This is a genomic window from Ruegeria sp. YKSF57 (assembly GCF_059612585.1).
On sequence record NZ_JBXWQW010000038.1, the window covers coordinates 1 to 19901 of the forward strand.

19 protein-coding genes and 1 tRNA gene are annotated in these 19901 nt (G+C 60.2%); 4 read left to right on the forward strand and 16 right to left on the reverse strand.

The window, feature by feature from the left end; translation table 11 throughout:
* Positions 1-307 precede the first annotated feature (307 nt).
* Positions 308-1432 carry a saccharopine dehydrogenase family protein gene (locus AC2FLX_RS15840; protein WP_496811475.1) on the reverse strand — a complete coding sequence of 375 codons (1125 nt, stop codon included), beginning with the start codon at positions 1430-1432 and terminating at the stop codon, positions 308-310.
* A gap of 239 nt (positions 1433-1671) precedes the next feature.
* Between AC2FLX_RS15840 and AC2FLX_RS15845 the strand changes: the two genes are divergently transcribed.
* On the forward strand, positions 1672-2595 hold the full coding sequence (locus AC2FLX_RS15845; protein WP_496811474.1) for an ankyrin repeat domain-containing protein: 924 nt from the start codon (positions 1672-1674) through the stop codon (positions 2593-2595).
* Positions 2596-2901: 306 nt separating this feature from the next.
* Here the strand turns inward: AC2FLX_RS15845 and AC2FLX_RS15850 are convergent, their stop codons facing one another.
* Positions 2902-3612, reverse strand: a complete 711-nt coding sequence (locus AC2FLX_RS15850; RefSeq protein WP_496875470.1) for a lysophospholipid acyltransferase family protein — start codon at positions 3610-3612, stop codon at positions 2902-2904.
* A 144-nt stretch (positions 3613-3756) separates the two neighbouring features.
* Here AC2FLX_RS15850 and AC2FLX_RS15855 point away from each other — a divergent pair.
* Both AC2FLX_RS15855 and lptF read left to right on the forward strand, forming a co-directional pair.
* Positions 3757-3832: transfer RNA gene (locus AC2FLX_RS15855), tRNA-Trp, on the forward strand.
* 177 nt (positions 3833-4009) lie between these two features.
* Positions 4010-5134, forward strand: coding sequence for an LPS export ABC transporter permease LptF (lptF, locus tag AC2FLX_RS15860; RefSeq protein WP_496745061.1), 1125 nt, complete (start codon positions 4010-4012; stop codon positions 5132-5134).
* Here lptF and AC2FLX_RS15865 read toward each other — a convergent pair.
* The 12 genes from AC2FLX_RS15865 to AC2FLX_RS15920 form a co-directional block, all read right to left on the reverse strand.
* On the reverse strand, positions 5127-5399 hold the full coding sequence (locus tag AC2FLX_RS15865; protein ID WP_480748075.1) for a hypothetical protein: 273 nt from the start codon (positions 5397-5399) through the stop codon (positions 5127-5129). The two genes, lptF and AC2FLX_RS15865, sit on opposite strands and share 8 nt — an antisense overlap.
* Positions 5356-6903 (reverse strand): cytochrome D1 domain-containing protein, encoded by a 1548-nt coding sequence (locus AC2FLX_RS15870; RefSeq protein WP_480748074.1) that lies wholly within the window; start codon positions 6901-6903, stop codon positions 5356-5358. Before AC2FLX_RS15870 ends, AC2FLX_RS15865 begins: the two co-directional genes overlap by 44 nt.
* A gap of 46 nt (positions 6904-6949) precedes the next feature.
* The gene (gene nirJ, locus AC2FLX_RS15875) at positions 6950-8161 is read right to left on the reverse strand and encodes a heme d1 biosynthesis radical SAM protein NirJ (RefSeq protein ID WP_496811337.1); all 1212 of its coding nucleotides are present in this window, start codon (positions 8159-8161) and stop codon (positions 6950-6952) included.
* Between the two features lie 7 nt (positions 8162-8168).
* Positions 8169-8651: a siroheme decarboxylase subunit beta gene (ahbB, locus tag AC2FLX_RS15880; RefSeq protein WP_480748072.1), complete on the reverse strand. Its 483-nt coding sequence runs from the start codon at positions 8649-8651 to the stop codon at positions 8169-8171.
* Positions 8648-9100 (reverse strand): Lrp/AsnC family transcriptional regulator, encoded by a 453-nt coding sequence (locus AC2FLX_RS15885; protein WP_480748071.1) that lies wholly within the window; start codon positions 9098-9100, stop codon positions 8648-8650. The genes ahbB (AC2FLX_RS15880) and AC2FLX_RS15885 overlap by 4 nt, the downstream gene beginning before the upstream one ends.
* Entirely contained in the window at positions 9097-10086 is a 990-nt protein-coding gene (gene ahbB / locus AC2FLX_RS15890) for a siroheme decarboxylase subunit beta (protein ID WP_480748070.1), read from the reverse strand. The genes AC2FLX_RS15885 and ahbB (AC2FLX_RS15890) overlap by 4 nt, the downstream gene beginning before the upstream one ends.
* Before the next feature lie 4 nt (positions 10087-10090).
* A complete protein-coding gene (locus tag AC2FLX_RS15895; RefSeq protein ID WP_480748069.1) occupies positions 10091-11236 on the reverse strand; it encodes a cytochrome D1 domain-containing protein in 1146 nt (381 codons plus the stop codon).
* Positions 11233-11592, reverse strand: a complete 360-nt coding sequence (locus AC2FLX_RS15900; RefSeq protein ID WP_480748067.1) for a c-type cytochrome — start codon at positions 11590-11592, stop codon at positions 11233-11235. Before AC2FLX_RS15900 ends, AC2FLX_RS15895 begins: the two co-directional genes overlap by 4 nt.
* On the reverse strand, positions 11585-12352 hold the full coding sequence (cobA, locus tag AC2FLX_RS15905; protein WP_480748066.1) for a uroporphyrinogen-III C-methyltransferase: 768 nt from the start codon (positions 12350-12352) through the stop codon (positions 11585-11587). The genes AC2FLX_RS15900 and cobA overlap by 8 nt, the downstream gene beginning before the upstream one ends.
* A gap of 218 nt (positions 12353-12570) precedes the next feature.
* Positions 12571-12987 (reverse strand): cupredoxin domain-containing protein, encoded by a 417-nt coding sequence (locus tag AC2FLX_RS15910; protein WP_496811338.1) that lies wholly within the window; start codon positions 12985-12987, stop codon positions 12571-12573.
* Between the two features lie 59 nt (positions 12988-13046).
* The gene (locus AC2FLX_RS15915) at positions 13047-14840 is read right to left on the reverse strand and encodes a NapC/NirT family cytochrome c (protein WP_496811339.1); all 1794 of its coding nucleotides are present in this window, start codon (positions 14838-14840) and stop codon (positions 13047-13049) included.
* Between the two features lie 159 nt (positions 14841-14999).
* The gene (locus AC2FLX_RS15920) at positions 15000-16676 is read right to left on the reverse strand and encodes a cytochrome D1 domain-containing protein (protein WP_496811340.1); all 1677 of its coding nucleotides are present in this window, start codon (positions 16674-16676) and stop codon (positions 15000-15002) included.
* Positions 16677-16966: 290 nt separating this feature from the next.
* Here AC2FLX_RS15920 and AC2FLX_RS15925 point away from each other — a divergent pair, with 290 nt between their 5' ends.
* The gene (locus AC2FLX_RS15925; RefSeq protein ID WP_496811341.1) at positions 16967-18145 is read left to right on the forward strand and encodes an NnrS family protein; all 1179 of its coding nucleotides are present in this window, start codon (positions 16967-16969) and stop codon (positions 18143-18145) included.
* Here the strand turns inward: AC2FLX_RS15925 and AC2FLX_RS15930 are convergent.
* Both AC2FLX_RS15930 and AC2FLX_RS15935 read right to left on the reverse strand, forming a co-directional pair.
* A complete protein-coding gene (locus tag AC2FLX_RS15930; RefSeq protein ID WP_496811342.1) occupies positions 18132-19100 on the reverse strand; it encodes a zinc transporter ZntB in 969 nt (322 codons plus the stop codon). The genes AC2FLX_RS15925 and AC2FLX_RS15930 overlap by 14 nt on opposite strands.
* 70 nt (positions 19101-19170) lie before the next feature.
* Positions 19171-19731, reverse strand: a complete 561-nt coding sequence (locus AC2FLX_RS15935; protein WP_496811343.1) for a manganese efflux pump MntP — start codon at positions 19729-19731, stop codon at positions 19171-19173.
* Between the last annotated feature and the right edge of the window lie 170 nt (positions 19732-19901).

Below are 19901 nucleotides of genomic sequence, written 5' to 3' on the forward strand. Positions count from 1 at the left end.
GGCGGCCGCACCGTCGGTGCCGGCGTCGTGTCGAAGATTATTGAATAATCCGCACCAGCGAATATCCAAAGAAAGGGCGCCCCTCGGGGCGCCCTTTTTGTTTGAATTCAATAATCCCGAGACGCACCGGAATAGCGTGTCGAAAATCATCGAGTAAGTCGGCTTTGCCGACAGGTGGGCGGCAGTTGCTCTGAAAGAGCAATGAGAGCCCACTCGGTTGAACTAAAAAGGCCGTCCCACAGTGGGCGGCCTTTTTTGAGCTGCGCCGAGGGACAGCGCTCTTTCCTGTTGGAAAGAGAATTAGGGATCAGGAGTTCATTCTATCAAAAGATATCATCGTCTTGATATCATACGTGCACATTTCTCTCACAATATCGGATAGCTGAACGGCGGAGTGAGCGAACCTCGCTCCAGGCGCAACTTCGTTATTGAGAAGTTTCTTGACTGCTGCGGCGGCGGGCAGAATTGGAATGAATGGCCCATGATCCTGATGCGCCACCAAAGACCATGTTAACCCGGTTGCAATACCATCAGCGTCCGAGCCAGAGACCTTTACCATCATTCCGCCAGAACTCGACGTCGGAATTCGCGTGATTTTTCGCGCGCTTAACAAGATCGGCACTAGAAACTTCAGAGACTTCAGCAACCTGTGGCTGCGCAGGAACGCGACAGCCTCAATGCCTCTCTGTTCGATTCTTGATTCCAATCCGGCAGAAAAGGACACTCGAGATTGAACATTGAATTTCTCTCCGAGATATTCTGCATCATATGTTTCAACCGGAGCTACCCGTCGGAATCCCAACTCGGGCACCTCTACACGCCGGGAGTTCTGCCAGCCAGGTACTGATCTAAGGTGCCCGTCGTCCCAGAGAGGAACGCTTTTGCCAGCATAGCTTAGTATCGCTTCGATTACAGAACGACCAACCTCGCTTCTGCCTCCCGGAGTGATGCAAATGTCTATACTGTCGATGCGTTTCCAACCGTCGGTAACATCTTTCACCACGCATGTCGAAAGCGTCGGGGACGAGCTTGCGCCCGCCAATGCGGCTACGCTACTTTCCCGGGCAATAGGATCGAGACAATGGGAAAAACCGGCCAAAAAATCCCGGGCATCAGACAGATCCACATAGTGTGCGCCCGCTTGCAGAACTGTTCGAGCACAATCATAACCGGAACCCTGAAATGGGCCGGAGCAATCCACCACAATGAACGGACGTAGGTCCTCCAATGTTTGGCGGAAATTGGTGTGCGTATCCAACTGGACCGGATGAACCGGACCGCCCTGATTTGTCAGTGTGTCGACAAAGCTTTTGGCGCTGTTGATGCTACGGGAAGAGACGTGCAGTTCGAGCTTGTCACAGGAAGCAAGATGGCGCACCAAGCGTTTTCCAAATACACCTGTGCCTCCTATGATCAAAACCTTCTTGGTCATAACGTCGATCATTCTTTCGGATTGAACTCGGTAGTCGGCCACTACTTCGCCGTATCAGCGTGGAAAGACAAGGATGCCTCAGAGCGACGCATCGCCCCAATCGCGTTCGATGAGGTCTGAAGCTGAAAGGCATTTTCCTTCTCTACAGACCTAGACAAGTGTGCAAATTCACCCCGAATTCCATTTTTGAATGACATGCCTCTATAGTGACGTATTGTTTTCGGTTTGGGGGTGATCGGATGACAGCTTGGCAAGGAGGGGTGCTGGTCGCTGGTTTGGTATCGACCCTGATGCTTTTGCCGCCTGCCTCGGCAGACCCGATTCATGATGCTGCGAAGGTGGGGGATGTGGCGGAGTTGCGGGGGGGTCTCGAGGCGGGAACAGACCCGAATCTCGCCCGAACCCAAGGTGGCCCCACGCCGCTTTTCTTTGCCGCCGATCGTGGTCACCCGGATGCCGTCGCGGTGTTGATCGCGCATGGTGCCGATGTGGACAAGTTGACCCGCCGCGGTGGTGCGTTGCATATCGCGGCCCGGCGGGGACGGCAGGACATTGTCAAACTGTTGCTTGAGGCCGGGGCGAACCCGAACCTCATCGGCGGTGAAAACATGACGCGGCCCCTTCACGAGGCGGCTTATGGCGGATCGACGGAGATCGTGGGGATGCTGCTTGATGCCGGCGCGGATGTGAACGGGCGGACGGATTTTCGGGGTGAAGAGCCGGCAATACATTTCGCGGCCAGCAGGGGGCATGACGGTGTTGTGGCGCTCCTTCGTGAGCGCGGGTTCGAGCCGTGGACACCGGAGCCGGTCACGGCGGCAGAGCTGACTGGCGCCGATCTTGAACTGGGTGAATCCGAAGCTCAGAACTGCAGCCCCTGCCACAGTTTCGAACCCGGCGGTTTCGGCAGGCGTGCGGGGTCACTTTGGAACATGGTCGGTGCGCCGAAGGCGTCGGACCCCGGAATGGCCTATTCCGATGCCATGGCGGGGATGACCGGCGTGTGGGATTTCGAGGCCCTGAACGTGTATCTGGCGGATGTTCAGGGGAGCGTTCCGGGAACCGCGAAATATTTTGGTACGGTTCGGGATCGCAAGAACCGGATTGCGGTCATTGCCTATTTGCGCACCCTGGCGGATGATCCTGTCCCGCTTCCGGAATGATGTGGATAGAGAGGGGCGACAAAGGAACGACGAGATATCCAAGTGTGATCTGGTTCACAGACGGAAAGTGACGTCAGGTCAATACTCATCACATTCCTGTGTTATCGGAGTGAGTCGGATGCCGTTTCTGAACAAGACCCAGCCCACCACGATTTTCTGGGCCGTTTACCGCTCTTTCGAACGTTGCGCCAAGATGCAGAGCCGGGTGAACAGGCTTCATTGAAGGTCGCGCAAATCGAACCTTGATTGGGCATCTGGCTGAACAAGCCGGGTGCCATCCGGCGCAACACCCCGGGAAAATATCCGTCACCCTTCGGGTGCGGGGGTCCAGGGCTCTCTTCCAACCATCCTGTCGGCTTCGGCGGTGATATCGTTCATGTGCTGTTCCAGGCTTTGGCGCAGCGCTTCGATCTGGTCTTCGGTCGCTTTGCGCGGCACGCCCTCGGTCCATTCCCGGCACAGGAAAACGCCTTCGTTCCGCCAGGGTCGCGGCATCAGCAGGCGGTCCCATGTTCCGGCCTCGCGCCCGTAGCGGGCGGAATAGGTAATGCCGAAGATCCGTTTTCCAGATGTGCGCGCCCAGATCAGGGGCACGGTTGAGGCGATGCGTTCGGGGCCGCGCGGGCCGTCGGCGGCGATACCGATTGAGACGCCTTCCTTCATCCTGCCCAGCACCTCGCGCGAGAGCGCCACGTGGCGTTTGTGGCTGGACATGGCGATGGTGTCCATTCCGAAGAGCTTTTGCACACGCCCGACCATGCTGCCGGCGCGGGCTGCGGAGGTGATCGAACAGATGCGCCCCTTGTCGAGCGGGAAGAAATACGGCGACTGGGCCAGCCGCTGGTGCCAGAGCACCACGATGACCGGCTCGCCCTGAGCGGCCAGTTGATCAAGTTCATCATAGCCGATCCGCTGCCATTTGGTGTTGCGGTGCACCATGCGGATATATCCGGCAATGCGCCGGGCCAGCCAGTTCAGCACTGTTTCGCTATCGGCGATTTTCTTGCGCAAACTCACCTGTCGGGTCCTCCGTTCGGGCCGGGAACGGTTTACCCGACCTGACGCGTGACGCAACTTGTTTGTCCCTGTCTGCAATCGGCAAGGAATGTGAAAAAGCCTCTTGAGTCCTCCGCGTCGGTGGCATATCTGGTTGCTCACCACAGGGGTATAGCTCAGTTGGTAGAGCGACGGTCTCCAAAACCGTAGGTCGCGGGTTCGAACCCTGCTGCCCCTGCCAGTTCCCATAAATGAATACGAATGCCGGGCGATGTGGCGCATTGGCTTGAATTGGCCGGTTGCCTGGTCGGTTTGAAGACAGATTGTCCGGTTCTGGTGAGCCAGGCTCAATCGCTGTTTTCTATGCCGTGCGATTGCAATAATGTCGTCGCAACTATGAGAGGCCCGATGGAGTCAGATGTCGCGTTTTGATGGATACTACCTGCGGCAGCTGCTGGTGCTGTTCGGGTTTTTCACGCTGGTTCTGGTCGGTGTGTTCTGGATTACCCGTTCGGTCAGCCTGTTTGACAAGGTGATCAGCGGCGGCCAGTCGGCCATGGTGTTTCTGGAGTTTACGGCACTGTCGCTGCCAACATTGATCCGCACGGTCATGCCGATGGCGGTATTTGCCTCGGCTGTATACGCGACCAACCGGTTAAGCCGGGAAAGCGAGTTGACGGTCATGCTGGCGACCGGGTTCAGCCCGTGGCGGCTGGCCCGACCCGTTCTCTGGTTCGGAGTGATTACCGGGTTGATGATGGGAGCCATCAGCATCTATTTGCGCCCGGCGTCCATACTGCAGCTTGAACAGCGTCAGGAAGAGGTGGCCGGTGATGTCACGGCACAGCTGTTGAACGAAGGTGAATTCCTGCACCCATCCGACGGGGTGACGGTCTATATTGGACAGATCGAGCTGGATGGAACGCTGAAGGATGTGTATCTGTCCGATCGGCGCGACCCACAGGTGCCTGTGACCTATTCCGGGGCCGAGGCCTATCTGGTTCGGGGCAAGGATGGCATCAACCTAGTCATGCTCGACGGCATGGCATTGCGGTATCATGCGGGCAACCGCACGATGTCGACGACGCTGTTCGAGGATGCGACCTATGACATTTCATCACTGGCCGATGACGGGATGGGGTTGAAACGCAGCCTGCAGGCGGTGCCGACGCTGGATCTGCTGCGTGGGCCGGAGGCAATGGCCGAGGTCGAGGACTATACCCAAGGTGAGATTACCGAAGAGTTGCATCAGCGGCTTTCGTGGACGTTCATCTGCATTGCGGTGTCTTTGGTTGGGTATTCCACCCTGATGCTGGGCGGGTTTTCCCGATTTGGTCTTTGGCCGCAAATTTTGGGCGCGTTCACCATACTGGTGATACTCGAAGGTGTTCGGGGTTTTGTGGCGCCGATGGTGATCGCTCGGCCCGAACTTTGGGGGCTGCTGTACCTGCCTGCACTTGCCGGTGTGGCGGTATCAGCTGTTTTCCTGTCAATCGCAGGCAGGCCGCTCAAGCTGTTCCGTTCTGCTGCGGCGGCTAGTTGACGTCTCCGTCGGCCTCGTCCATCAGCCCGCGCAGCCAGCGCCCAGCAAGCCAGGTAGCGGGAACCCCCAACGGGATGGACCACAGGATTGCCGAGACCGGGCTGATGGCCGGAAAGCCCAGACCATGCGCGATCAGCCCGACCAGAAACAGGTTGATCGCGACAGTCAGCGCAGAGGCCGGATAAAGCAGCAAGGCCAGCTTCCATACCGGCCAGCGTCCGTCAGTGGCTGGTGCCTTCGGAGAAGGTGATTTTGTTCCAGACATTGTATTTTCCCGAGGGTTTGCGCATCGGCAGGCGTTTGACCTCTTCCAGAGTATTGGCGTCATAGACGATCACAGCGCCGTCGTCTTCCCAGATCGACACCAGAGCGTGGCGGCCGTCCTTGGTGAATTCCACGTGGGCCACCGTTTTGCCGGGTGCAGGGCGCAGGGTTTTGACGATCTCGAGGCTTTGCTTGTCGATCACGTGCATCGCGTCCTTGTTCGGGCCAAAGAACACGTCGGTCCAGACATAAGGTGAATTTTCGTGCCCGCGCATGAAGAATCCGGGGCCTTCGGTTTCAATCCGCTTGATTGTTTGCCAATTCTCCATGTCGATTACCGACACCACGCCATCGGTCAGGTGCGGTGTCGCCATGACGGTTTTGCCGTTGCGTGACCAGGTGATGCCTGACCCAAGGTGCGGCATGCCGGGCAGATCGAGATCCGCAATCTTGTGCCCTATCACCAGGTCGATTACCTGGCCGCCTTTACCGTCGCGCGACGCGCCCATCACGTATTCATAGGTCTGGTCGAAAAAGAAATCGTCCAGATAGTCGGGCGTGGTGATTTTGCGCACCGGGAAGGGATCGGGGTTCTTGACCTGACCTTCGATGCGGAAATCGTGCCCCAGACCGAATTGCGGCGGGTTGGCACCATAGAACACTTCCCAGATCTCGGGTACGTCCTTGAGCGCCAGCACAAAGCTTTCACGTGGCGGAGCCTGATAGACGGCAGAGACCCGGCTGGGCTTGCCTTTCTTGCTTTTGATCTCAACCACCTTGGCAACCGACAGATCCTCGGTCGACAGAAGCGTCAGCGAGTTGGGCAGATAGTTGGCGATGGCAACCCATTTGCCATCGCTTGACATGGCGATGTTGCGGCTGTTCACGCCGGCGCGCACGCGCCCCACCTGTTTGAGTGCCCAGATGTCGTATTTCTGAACCCAGCCATCACGGGACATGATGAAGACATAGCGCCCGTCGGGGCTGAATTTCGGGCCACCATGCACGGCAAAGGGGGTTTCGAACCTGTCGAGCACCTCGAATGTATCGCCGTCCAGAACGGACACATGGTGATCGCCGGTTTCGACGACCAGAGTGATATTCATCGGGTCGCTGTTCCAGACCGGAGCATCAACGGCGACATAGTCTTCGTCCAGCGTTCGGCTGGCCATGATATCCGCCTCGCCCCATTCGGGTGTGGATGCCAGCGGGGATTTCAGCCAGTCCGCCAGTTCCCCGATTTGAGCCGTATCCAGTTGCTCGGCGAAAGCAGGCATCTGCGTGGCGATGCGCCCGTCGGCGATCACGGCGGCCACATGAGGCCCGCGCATCCGTTTCAGCGTTTCGGGGATCAGGGCCGGGCCAACACCGCCCAGACGCCCGGCGCCGTGGCATTCGGCGCAATAGTCGGCATAGTTCTTCGCCGGGTCGGCGCCCAAGGGCAGGGCCATCACTGTCCCGAGCAGCAGGGCCGCAAGGCCCGTCCGTTTGTTCCAATTCCGCATGTTCGCGTTCCTTCTTTACCCCTTTCGAGGCAGGCAACCCGTCAGTTCAGAAGAACTGGTGTGCCGGGTCGTGGCTTTTGCCCCGGAAAGGCGTGACTTCGAGCCGTTCGGCGCTTTTTACGCCGATCTCGGCATCGTCCAGATAGCAGGCCGGGTCTTCGGCCCAGGGATCGCCGGTCAGTTGCAGGGCGCGGATACGGGTGTTGCCGCCACAGACATCCTGCAGCCTGCACGCGCCGCAGCGCCCCTTCAGCGGACGGGGGCGGGTGCGAAGAAGGGCCAGCATCGGGTCATTGCCGGTCCACAGTTCCGAGAACGGCGTCGTCTTGACGTTGCCCACGGTGTAGTCGGACCAGTAGGTGTCAGGGTGCACCCGGCCAAGGTTGTCGATATTGGCGACGCCCAGACCGCTGGAGTTGCCGCCCCAGGCCGCCAGATGCTCGCGCACATGCGCTGCCTTGGCCTCGTCGAAATTGCGGCACACCCAGTCGAGGAAATACCCCGCGTCGGCATCGTTGTTGCCGGTCACGATGTCCAGCGGCGCTTCTTCGGCGACGGCGACCCAGGCGCGATCCAGCAGCAGGTCCATCGCGTGTCGGGTACGCAGGCGCTGGGCGTCCTCGCCACGGTTCTTGTCACCGCGCCCGGCATAGACCAGGTGGCTGAGATAGAACTTGTCAACGCCCTCGTCGTCGCAAAGCTGGATCAGGTCGGGCAGGTGATGCTGGGTGCCTTCGGTCAGGCAGAAACGCAACCCCACCTTGATGCCGCGCTTCTTGCATTCGCGCACGCCGCGCAGAGCGTCGGCAAAAGCGCCTTCGACGCCGCGGAACCAGTCGTTGGTGGCGCCGATCCCATCGAGGGATATGCCGACATAGCTGAACCCGACATCGGCGATCCGGTCGGCTGTTTCGCCGTGGATCCTGGTGCCGTTGGTCGAGAGCGCCAGCATCGGCACCAGTTCGCGGGCGCGGGTGGCGATATCGAAGAAATCAAAGCGGTCCAGCGGCTCGCCACCAGACAGGATCAGGGCGGGAACGCGGAACTGGCCGATATCCTCGAGCGTCGACATGGCCTGTTCGTGGCTGAGTTCGCCGGGGAAATTCACGTCCGCAGACACGGTATAGCAGTGACGGCATTTCAGGTTGCAGCGGCGGGTCAGGTTCCAGATCACCACCGGTTTGACAGGGCCGGGGCGGCGTTTGCGAACCGGTGTCGGTTCGACAAGTTGCTTCATGTATTCGGTCAGGCGGAACATGGGGGCTTCAGCCTTTCTGTTTCAGGCGCAGCCCGGTCTTTTTCAGGATGCGCGTGGAGTAGAGGATATCGTGACCTTGACAGGCATCACCAAGGATCGCGGCGATGTCGGCGCGCTGGGCCTCGACCTCGTCGCGGTTTTCGCCATGGACCATGGCAAACAGGTTGTAGGGCCATTCCGGCAGGGCCCGGGGGCGTTCATAGCAATGGGTGACATAGGGCAGGGCACCGATACGGGCGCCAAGTTCGGCAATGCGGCTGTCATCGACATTCCAGACCGTCATTCCGTTGGCAGTCATTCCCAGCTTGTAGTGGTTTGGGGCGGCGGCGATGCGGCGGATCACGCCGCTGTCTTTCATTTCGGCGATACGCTGCAACAGCTCAGATTCGGCAAGGCCGATCTGCGCTGCGATCCGGGTGAACGGGGCGTGGGTCAGGGGCAGGCCGCCCTGCATCGCTTCGATGATCTGTCTGTCTGTTGCGTCGATCATGCCGCCACCCGGAACCCGATGAAGAATTCTTGCAGTTTGGGGAAGCGGAGGACTTGCACCCCGGTTTCCCTTTCGATGGCATCGGCGGTGGCCTCGATCCCCTCGGGCGTTTCGGTGGCCAGCACGAACCACATGTTCAGCCGGTGCGTGCGCTCATAATTATGGGCAACCTCGGGGTGGGCATTGACTTTGGTCAGGACCGTTTCGAATTCCTGTTCCGGCACCGCCATGGCGCACAGGCAGAACGCGCCACCCATGGCGGCAGCATCGAAGAACGGGCCGAAGCGGGTGATCACCCGATCGTCTTTCAGCCGCGCAAGCCGGTCAAGCAGGTCGCTTTCACCGATCCCCAGTTCCTCGGCCACGGCGGCATAGGGATGGGGCACCAGCGGCAGGTCGTCCTGCATCCGGTTCAGGATCGCACGGTCGATGGCGTCGAGAGGCGTCATGCCGCGACCTCCCTGGCCTTGATCAGCGCACCGGTCTGCTTGAAACAGCGGGTCGAGAACAGAACCTTGTGCCGCGCGCCGGAGAGTTCGGGCAATTCGGTAGCACCGGCCAGCACGTCACGGGCCTCGGGACGGGAGCGGGCGTGGATCATCGAATAGAGGCGGTAGGGCCAGACTTTTTCAACCGGGCGGCGTTCGTAACACAGCGTCACGCCGGGATGGGCGGCCAATGCCGGGCCTGCGCTGTCGATCTGTTCGGCAGGGAGATCCCATACGACCATCGCGTTCGAGGACCAGCCCAGAGCGCGGTGCCGGACAATGATGCCCAGCCGCGAAACGATACCAGCCTCATGCAGGATCGCGATCCGCTGCATGACGTCGTCCGCGTCGCGACCCAGGGAGCGGGCGAGTGTGGCATAGGGTGTGGCGACCAGAGGCAAGCCGGTGCTCAGCGCCTGAAGAAGGTCCAGATCGCCGGTCTGCATCACCGAACGGTCGATCTTGCGTGCCACTGGCACACGGGGCGTCTTTTCCGCCATCCTGAAGCCGAGATCGACGTTGAACGGACGGACCAGCCGCAGGTCGAGAACCCGCAGGCCGGTGCGGTCACCGATCCGCGCCAACGTCTCGTCGACGTGCTGCCGGTCGGGTCCGGTGGCGACAAACCAGAGGTTCCATTTGTCTTCGCGCTGATAGTTGTGATTGACCCCCGGTTCGGCGTCGATCATGGCGGCGACCTGTTCCAATCGGCCTTCGGGGGCGGCGACAGCGGCGAGAGTGCTGGCCGAAACGGTACCTGGCGCAATTGTTGCGCCGACACGGGTGATGCGCCCTGCGGCGCGCATCCGGGCCAGACGGTCGATCACCTCGTTCTCGGGCAGACTCAGCGTGTCGGCGAGTACCTGAAACGGTCGCTCGGTCACCGGAAAATCGCGCTGGAAATCATCCAGCAGGCTTCGGTCGATCGGATCGGTAATGTGGCACATGGCGTCAAAGCCCCGTTCTGTGCGCGCGGGCAGTAAAGAAAATGCCCGAGGGGCTGTCCGCCTCGATTTCGCGCAATTTTTCAAATGTTTGCGTGTCGTAAATCATGACCTTTCCGGCATCTCTGACACTGATCCACACCTCGTGCCCACGTGGTGTGAACTCCATGTGCAGCACCGCCGGGCCGGGTTTGAATTCGTGAATGATTTCCTTGGTGACGGTGTCGATCACCTGAATCGTATCGTTCAGGGGGTGGGCAAAGTTGACCCAGACCTGACGGCCATCGGGCCGGGCCATGGCAAAGACGGGCTGGCCGTGGGTCTTGGTGCGCCCGGTCTCGGTCAGAGTGTCGGCATCGACCCAAAGAACTTCGTGATGGCCGACAGCAGGCAGGACGAACTCGCGCCCCGTCAGCGCCCAGCCTTCGAGGTGGGGCATCTTGTAGACCGGCATTTCTTCTTGACCACGACCATAGCCCGGCAGGACGCGGATCGGTTCGGGATTGTCCGACCACAGGTCAAGCGCGGTCAGACCGTCCTCGCCAAAAAGACCGGTGATATAAGTGCGGCCATTGGCGGTGATCAGCGCGTCATAAGGATTTTTGCCCATGTCGGCGATCCTTGTGATGTCCGGCGCGCCCTTTGCGAAATCGGCAATCCATGTTTCGCCCGTGTCCCACATGGTGAACACGAAGCGGCGGCCCGGCGCGTCGACCAGACCGATGGTTTTGCTGTCGGTGGGAATATCCGCGACCATGTCCAGCGTGTCGGCGTCGAACACGCGCACACCACCGGGTTCGTAGTTGGACACGGCCACCAGTTTGCCGTCATCCGAAATGGCTCCGCCGATGGCGTTGCCCGCCTGTACGACGCGGTTCACGATCTGGCGGGTGACTATGTCGACCTTGGTCAGCCCACCATCGCGGCCGAAAACATAGGCGAACCGTTCATCGGGTGAATAGACCAGCGAGGCATGGCTGAGATCGCCCAGGCCTTCGATCCGTGCCAATGCGGCGCGATCGGACTGGTCGACCAGGAGGACCGAGCCGGTCGCACGTTCGATCACGAGGCCGAGATCGCCGGTGGCCATTGGTTCGGCCTGTGCAGTGCTCATCATCAGCGTGGCCAGCAGGCCGAATGCAATCCGTTTCATTGTCCCTCCGGTTCCAGCAGGTAACGGGCGATCCACTCGGCCTCTTCCTGAGTCATCAACGGACGCCAGGGGGGCATGGCCGTATCCGGAATACCGTCGAGGATGACGCCGGTCAGAATGTCCAGATCATAGTGTTGCAGTGTCTCGGAGCGCAGATCAGGGCCAAGCCCTCCCTTGAGCGACAGGCCGTGGCACGAGCCGCAATCCTGATGCACCAGACGTTTCAGGGCGTTCGGGTCGAGTGCGTCGGCGGCAATAGCCGAGGTCGCGACCAGCGCCAGTGTGGTCAGCGTGGCGCGAAAGGAAAAACCGATCCGCCCGGGTGTGGCGGACGGCATTTGCATGAAGCTAGGCATTGGCAGTTGCCTGTTCGATAAGGTCGGCAACGGGACGCTCGTCGTAGAGTGACACCACCTTGCCGATGATGAAAAGAGTAGGGGCGGTCAGTTGGGCTTCGCGAACATCCGTTGCGATGCGGTCGAGGCGCGACACCAGGCGCCGCTCGTCCGGCGTGGTGGCGCGGCCCACGGCCAGAACCGGGGTCGAACCGGGCAGGTTCTCGGTCATCAGGCCCATTGCGATCTGGCCGATATTGGCAACACCCATGTAGATCACGAGCGTGGTCGACGGATCGGCCAGCCGTTTCCAGTCGAGGTCGAGAACCTTGTCGGCCTGACGGTGACCGGTGACATATTGCACCGAGGTCGCCAACCCGCGATGGGTGAGCGGCACGCCGGTCGAGCAGGAGGCGCCCTGAGCGGCGGTGATGCCGGGCGCGTATTCGACCGCGATGTCATGAGCCGTCAGATAGGCGGCCTCTTCGGAACCGCGGCCGAAAATCACCGGGTCGCCGCCCTTCAGGCGGGCTACCGTATGTCCGGCGCGGGCCTGTTCAAGCAGTATCTCGTTGATCTGCTCCTGCGGCACGGTATGGCATTTGGGGGCCTTGCCGACCGGGATCATGCTCGCGCCCTCGGGGCTCATGGCGAGGATTTCGGGCGAAACCAGGCGGTCATAGACAACGACATCGGCTTCGCGCAGCATCCGCAGCGCGCGCAGGGTCATCAATTCAGGGTCGCCCGGGCCGGCTCCGATCAGAAATACCTTACCGCTCATTTGCAAACTCACTTGTCCTGAACTTCCGCAGACGCCGACCCTCGGAACACAGTCCGTCCGCGCGCAAAAAAGCGAGTGAAAACGGGAGTGTGGCTGGGGATTCCTGGCGTTCCATGGTCGCAGACTGGCCGATGGCAAAAGGAGTCGCCTTGACATAAGTTAAGGAGCGCGAGAATTGCTCTCGCGCCCCTTGATCATGCCCGAATTGTCGCCTTGGTTCAGGGTTCGACCGTGACCATTCCGATCATGTTCTGCGTTTCCCAATGCGGGCCGCACAGGTAGTCCTGCGGGCCGGGGGTGATAAAGGTCAGCTCGACGGTTTCTTCGGGGAATATCCGGTCGGTTTCCGGCACGCTTCCGTCTTTCAGCAGCACGCTGTGACTGGTGCGCTTGTCGACATTTACCCAGCGCACCGTTGTTCCCGTTTTGACGGTCAGTTGCGCGGGGCAGAAATTGTATTTGTACATCAATACGATCTCGGCATCCTCGACCGTATCCGAGGGCTGTCCGAACAGTTCGACATAGCGCTCTTCGGCTTCGGCGCAGATTGCAGCCGTGTCTTCGTCGGCGGCAAAAACGGGAAAAGCTGCCGCAAGCGACAGCAGGGTGGCGGGAAGAAGGTGTTTGGCATGCATCTGTCAGATCTCCTTTCCGGAAAGAACAGGGGCCGGAGTTGTCCGGCCCCTGCAAGCACTTACTGTTTCACCACATTAATGGTCGCGCTGTCATCATCCAATGCGAGGCTGGTGTTCAGCGTGACGTGGTGGAAGCGGGCAGCGGCAAAGTCGTCGTGAATCGCAAAGCCGACCGTGTAGGTCTGACCCGGAACCAGTGGTACGTCGCCGGGGGCACCGCTGTCGAGCGGCCGGGTAAAGACCACGGTCCAGATACCACCCGACAGGCTGGCCGAGGCGGCCATTTCGCCGTCGTTCACGACCCGTTGCTCCAGCAGATAGCCATTTGAGGAACTGCCGTCGGCATAGACACGCAACAGGTCGAGGAAGGTGCCGTCCTTGAGATACTGTTCGATCTCTGCCTCGGCCTTCAGCTTGTCCCAACCGCCCAGCGGTTTATCCCCACGACCCCGGATTTCGATGTCGGTGCGGCTTTCGCTGAGGTATTTAGTGACCGTGTTCTGGGCGGTTAGCCGCGCGGTGACGTCACCGTTTGCCGCCACGCCATCCGCGCCCGGATCGAAGGGCATATAGGTGTTGTCGGCGTGGCAAGAGGCCCAGCACCCCACCTGATCGCCCATTTCAATTCCGGTTCCGGTGATCATCATGGCGACCTTGATCTGGTTGTCGGGGTCCATCTTGCCGCCGTCGACAAACGGGGCAGGGTTATGGCCCGCATCCGACCATTGCAGGCGAATGTACAGATTTTCGTCGTCATGCGCCGCCTGAACGGTTGCATCGATCACGCCGCGCTTGCCCGGAATCGGGGTCGGTTCCAGATCTCCGCCTGCGACAATCTTGTTGCCGATCGTGTCCAGTTCCTTGGCGTGGCAGGTCGAGCATTGATCGCCGCCCTTGGTTAGCGGACGCGCGCCGCCGTGGGTCTTGCCGTTCTGAACCCATTCGAACGAGGCTTGGCCAGGGTAGAACAGTTTCATGTCCGTCGCAGCGACCGAGTTCCAGTCGATGTTGGAAGCGACATCGTCGCCACCACCAGCGGTCGAGGCCTCGGTTGTGCTGCCGTTGGCCTTGGCACGCTCTTCGGCGACCGCCGATTCGACCGCAGCGGCAATCTGGGCTTGTACGGCTTCCTGCTGCGCCTTCTTGGCGGCGTTTGCTGCTTCGGCCTCGGCGGCTTCCTTGGCTTCGATTCGTGCGAGGCTTGCCAGGTATTCTTCCGGAATCTCACGGATGAAATCCGGATTCGGCGTTTCGAGTTTTTCCAGATACTCTTCATCCGCGCGTTCGCGGGCGTCCGAGTGAGCGATACCCTTGTGACAGTCGATGCAGGTCTGACCCACTTTCATCGCGTTCAGGTGTTGTTGACGAGCGCGGGGACGCTGGAATTCGGGCATCATCGATTCGAAATCGTGACAGTTCCGGCATTCGCGCGAATCGCTGGATTTCATCCGCTCCCACTCGTTCATGGCCAGATGCACGCGCTTGGCCTCGAACTTCTCTCGGGTGTTGATGGTGCCGACCATCTTTCCGTAAAGCTCTTTTGAGGCCTTGATCTTGCGGATGATCTTGTGGGTCCAATCCTTGGGAACGTGGCAATCGGAGCAGACCGCGCCCACGCCCGAGCGGTTCACGTCATGGATCGTGCCCTGATATTCCTGATAGACGAAATTCTCCATCTCGTGGCACGAGATGCAAAAATCCTTGGTGTTTGTGGCTTCCATTGCGGTGTTGAAACCGCCCCAGAAGACGATACCGGCGACAAATGCACCGGCGATACCGGCCAAGGGCATTCCCCAAAGGAAATACCGGCGCCAGATCGGTTTTTTCTTTTCCGTGTCCGTGGGCTGGTTCATGTCCAGACTCCGTATTGGCTTTGTTGTCTGGCCTTGGGTGAGAGGCCGGTTGCTTTGGCTGTTTGGTCGCGGGCCTGTGTGACAGTTGGGTCACGCGTGCCCGGGAACGAGGAAGGGGCGGGCGATCTGCCCGCCCCTTCCATGGCAGTTCCTGTCACATCAGGTGACGTGGTTCGAACGGTTGTAGACGTTGAACTTGCCGGTCGGGGCATACAGTCCATCGATCCGCCCGATCTCTTCCAGCGTTTCCGCGTCGAAGATCACGATCTGACCGTTCGGTTCTTTCGAGTCGGCCAGGTTCCACTTGGAGACCCAAACTTCGGTGCCGTCTTTGTTGAACTCGAAGTGAACCGCGGCGTTGCCTTCGTCCTCGGTGATCTGGATCGTTTTCACAATCTCACCGGTCGCCTTGTCAATGACCTGCACCGACTGCTGGATTTCAGGCTCGGGGTGTTTGGTCTGGTCAGCCCACACGTACTTGGAGTTCGGGTGGGTCCGGACAAACAGGCCGGGGCCGTCTGTTTCCACTTCGTAGCAGATCTTCCAAGCGTTGTCGGCATGGCCTTCCGGGTCGTTGCCCCAGACGGTCACGGTGCCGACGCCCAGGTGGGTCGTACCGGCCACCGGGCCGCAGTTCGGGTCTTCCCAGTTGGCGCCCGGGCCGGGGTGCGGCAGGGCTGCGGTGTCGATCATTGCTTCGAGCTTGTGCGTCTGGGTGTCGACGACAACCATTTTGTTAGACGCGTTCGCGGCGATCTGGAAGTACCGGCCTGTCGGGTCAAAGAACCCGTCGTGCAGGAATTTGGCCGAGTTGATCTTGTCGATCCGCAGGTTGTCGAGGTCGGAATAGTCCACTTGCCACAGTTGGCCCAGCTCTTTCACCGCGACGATCCAGGTCGGTTCGTTCGGGGTGGTGTAGATGGCAGCCACACGGCTTTCCTCGACGTATTCGCCATCGACGTTGGTGCCGCGGGTCGAGACGACTTTCAGCGGTTCCATGGTTTGAGCATCGACAATCGCGAAGTGCGGCGGCCAGTAGCCCCCACCGATGACGTATTTGCCGTCACCGGACACGGCGACATCGCGCGCGTCATAGGCAATCTTGACTTCCGAAACCAGCATCTTGTCCGGCGTCTGCCAGAGGTCGATCTTGGTCATCTTGCCGTCGCGGCCCATGGTGTACCAGAAGCGGCCAGGGTTTTCCGGCTCTTCCAGCTTGTGGTGCTCGGAGGCCTTGAGCACGTGCACGGCATAGCCGGTCGGGATGTGCGCCAGTACTTCCTTGGTGTCGCCGTCAATCACGGCCACCTTGCCTACGTCACGTTCGATGACGACAAAGAAGTTCTCCCAGTTGCGGCCATGCAAAGGCTCGGTCGGGTAGTCGGCTTCTTCGACATAGACCTTGCGGGTCTGTTTCATTTGCTCGAGGGACATCTCGGGCGGTTTCGGCGCGTCCATCATGATGTACGTCGCCATGTCCTTGATTTCCTGCTCGGTCATGATGTCCGAGAAGTTGTTCATCCCGCCTTCGGTACCCCAGGCGATGATTTTCTCAAGGCGTTCCTGCCCCAGCTTCAGTGTGCCACCTTCGGTGACAGTGCCGTCTGCGGCGGTCTTTTTCCAATGGGGTTCAAGGTTTTTACCGGTGGCACCTTTGCGCAGAACGCCGTGGCAGCCCGCGCATTGTTCGAAGTAAAGCTGCTTCGAGCTTTCGAAGGCTTCTTCGCTCAGGGTTGGCTCTTGTGCGAATGCTGGCGCGGCGACAGTGCCAAGCAGCATTGCCAGACCAGCCCCCAGGGCGCGTCCGGTTTTGTTGTAGCTGATTCCAAGTGACATGATCACTCTCCATATGCGTGGTGAGGCAGGTCGGAATGTGCGGCAAACGGGGGCGGTGCCGCCTTGACAAAAGTCAACGGAGTTCGCGGAAACGTGAATCCGTACGGGCGTCATCCCGCCGCAGGGCGACCTGAAATCCCGAATTCAATTGATTTTGGTTAAGTGTGACGCCTCATCTGCCCGCTAGTTGTTTTGCTGCGGGCATTTTGGACCCAAGTGTCGCAGATGGCCGTTTGAGAAAACAAATGAATTTGCGCCCAGCCCATTGCCAGGGCCGAAGGAGAACAGGAATGTCGTCGATCGTTGGTCGCGTCTTGGGTGAAGGGTTTCGCATCTTTTTTCTGGCAGCCGGTATCTATGGTGTTTTTACCGGGATAATCTGGACAATGTATCTGGCCGGCATAGCTGAAGGGCCGCTGCGGGATGGTGTGCCGGTCCTGTGGCATGCCCACGAGATGATCTTTGGCTATGCTACTGCAGCGATTGGCGGATTTTTCCTCACGGCGGTGCCGAACTGGACCAACACACCGGGCGCCCGGCGCGGGTTCATCACTCTGGCCGCTGGCCTGTGGCTGGGTGGGCGGCTGGCAGTCTGGTATTCGGGGATGATGCCCCCGGTTTGGGTGGCGGTTCTCGACCTGGCTTTTATCCCGGTTCTGGCGATAAAGATCCTGTCCCAGTTGGTGAAACGCCCAAAACCGCAGAACATCATGTTTCTGCTTTTTCTAACCTATCTCTGGATCGCTGATCTTTTGGTGCATCTTGAGTGGCTGGGAATTACACAGGACAGCGCACAGGCCGGGCTACGGGGTGGCTTGACGGCGATTTGCGCCCTGATCTCGGTTCTTGGGGGTCGCATCACCCCCGCGTTCACCCGCAATGCGATGAAGCGTTCGGGTGTTGCTGAAAGCCACTGGCCCCGGAGCTTTCCGCTGGTCGAGCGCACGGCTCTGATCCTGGCGCTGGCCTTGCCGCCGCTGGTTATGTTGGGGACCCCGGCCTGGGGGCTGGGTCCGGTCGCCATCCTGTTCGGGCTGGTTCAGGCCCTGCGGCTGTCTCGCTGGGGTGGCATCTGGTGCCTGGGACAGCCGATTCTGTGGTCCCTGCACCTGGGGCTGGCGATGCTGGCACTGGGCATGGTGCTTTGGGGGCTGTCGGCGCTGGGCATCGGACGCGAAATCGCCGGGTTGCATGTTCTGGGAATTGGTTGCGTGGGCGGCATGACACTGGCAGTCATGAGCCGTGCGTCGCTGGGGCATTCCGGGCGTGAACTGGTCGCGCCCTTCCCAATGATTCTGGCCTATGCGCTTATGGCCGTTGCGGCCTTGCTCAGGTGGGTCGGAGCGGAACTGGACGGTGCGTACCTTGTTGCCATGCTGGTGACCGGAGGGCTGTGGGTCACGGCTTTTGCGCTTTACATTGCGTCCATGTGGGCCGCATTGACCGGGCCGCGCTTTACAGCCACTTGAGCAGCCGGAACAGCAGGAAAATGGTGATGCCAAGGGCGATTGAGCCTCCGGCTAGCAGCCAGAATGCGGTCGGCGAGGCGGTGCCTGGCATCCCGGCAATGTTGACGCCGAAGAGACCCGTCAGAAAGCCGAGCGGCAGGAAAACCGCCGCGATGATCGACAGGGTATAACTGTTCCGTCCCAGCAGGCGTACCTGTTCCGAGGCAATCTGATCCTGGACCGCCGCCAATCTGTCGCGGGTTGCGTCCAGTTCTTCCAGAGTGCGCCGGGTGCGGTTGACTGCCTCGCGCAGGTTGATGATTTCGGAAGGGTCAAGCAGCCGCGCTTCGTTGCGCAAGAGCGCATCCAGCGCCTCGCGTTGCGGGTGCAGGAACCTGCGCATCTTGATGACGGTCAGGCGCAGGGCGCTGAGGCGGTCATGCAGATCCACGGTTCCTTCCAGGGCTTCTTCTTCCAATCCGTCGGTCTGGTCATCCAGTTCCAGGGAAACGATTTCGATTCGGTGGGACAGTCCGTGCAGAAGTTCGACCAGAAACGCACCGACCGAAGCCGGGCCCGTGCCAGCCGTGGCCTTGCGATGTATTTCGTCGGCCGCCCAGATCTTTCGGGTGCGTGCCGAGATCACGGCGTTGGGCGTGATCCACATCCGCAGTGACACCATGTCCTCGCGGCTGGAACCGGGGTTCAGGTTTACGCCGCGCAGGTTGAGGATCAGCCCATCTTGCAAAGCATCGCATCGTGGGCGCGTTTCGGATTGGGTTAATGCGGACGCAACCACCGCCGGAAGGTTTTCTTTGACCCACTGGCCTGTCGCCTCGTCAGCGAGATTGAGATGAAGCCACCGGTACGTTTTTTCACTGGGTGGCATGGGTAAGGGCCAGTCATCGACGATGACCTGTGCGCGTTCACCCGAAAAATCGAAGGCGCAGACTGGTTGCAGACGTTTATTTGGCATTCTCGCACCGAATTAAATTAGGCGAAGATTGGAACGAATGTGTCGGTCGGGTCCAGAAAAAACCGAATCCTCAGGCTGTCAGGTGCTCCAGCAGAATCGCAAGACCGAGACCGATCAGGATCAAGCCGCCAAAAACCTCGATGCTGCGCCCAAAGCGCTGACCCAGCAACCGGCCGGTCAGAGCGCCAGTGGTGCTCATCGTCATAGTTGCCAGACCGATGGCCAGAGCGATGATCACGATGTCCACGTCTATAAAGGCAAACGACACACCGACAGCCATGGCGTCCACAGATGTGCCGATGGCCGTTGCAAGCAAGGCAAGTGGGGAGTGCAGCCTGGGTGCGCCGCCGTCGCCATCACGCTGGCCCGCATGAATGATTGTTCGCATTCCGACCAGGCCGAGTAGCGCGAATGCAATCCAGTGATCGAACGCCTGCACGTACTGGCTGGCAACGACTCCGAGGGCCCAGCCGAGCAGCGGTGTGACCGTTTCAACAAGGCCAAACACCGCGCCTGTCCTCAGGGCGCTCGCAAGCGGCGCGCCCTGTCGCACCGCGCCGCGGCCGATGGAGGCGACGAAGGCGTCTATTGACATGGTCAAGGCCAGCAGGCCGATTGTGATCGGGGTCATGCGCGCATCCTCGTGGGCCGAACCGGGTGCCATTTGGAATCCGCCCGCAGAGTCCAATCACCACGGTCTTGCTGAGCCTGGGACAGTCCCGAGACCGGGCGTGCCACGCGGATATCCCGCGGGTGTGTTGACACGTCCCCGCACGCTTGCGGTTGCTACTCCCCGATGCC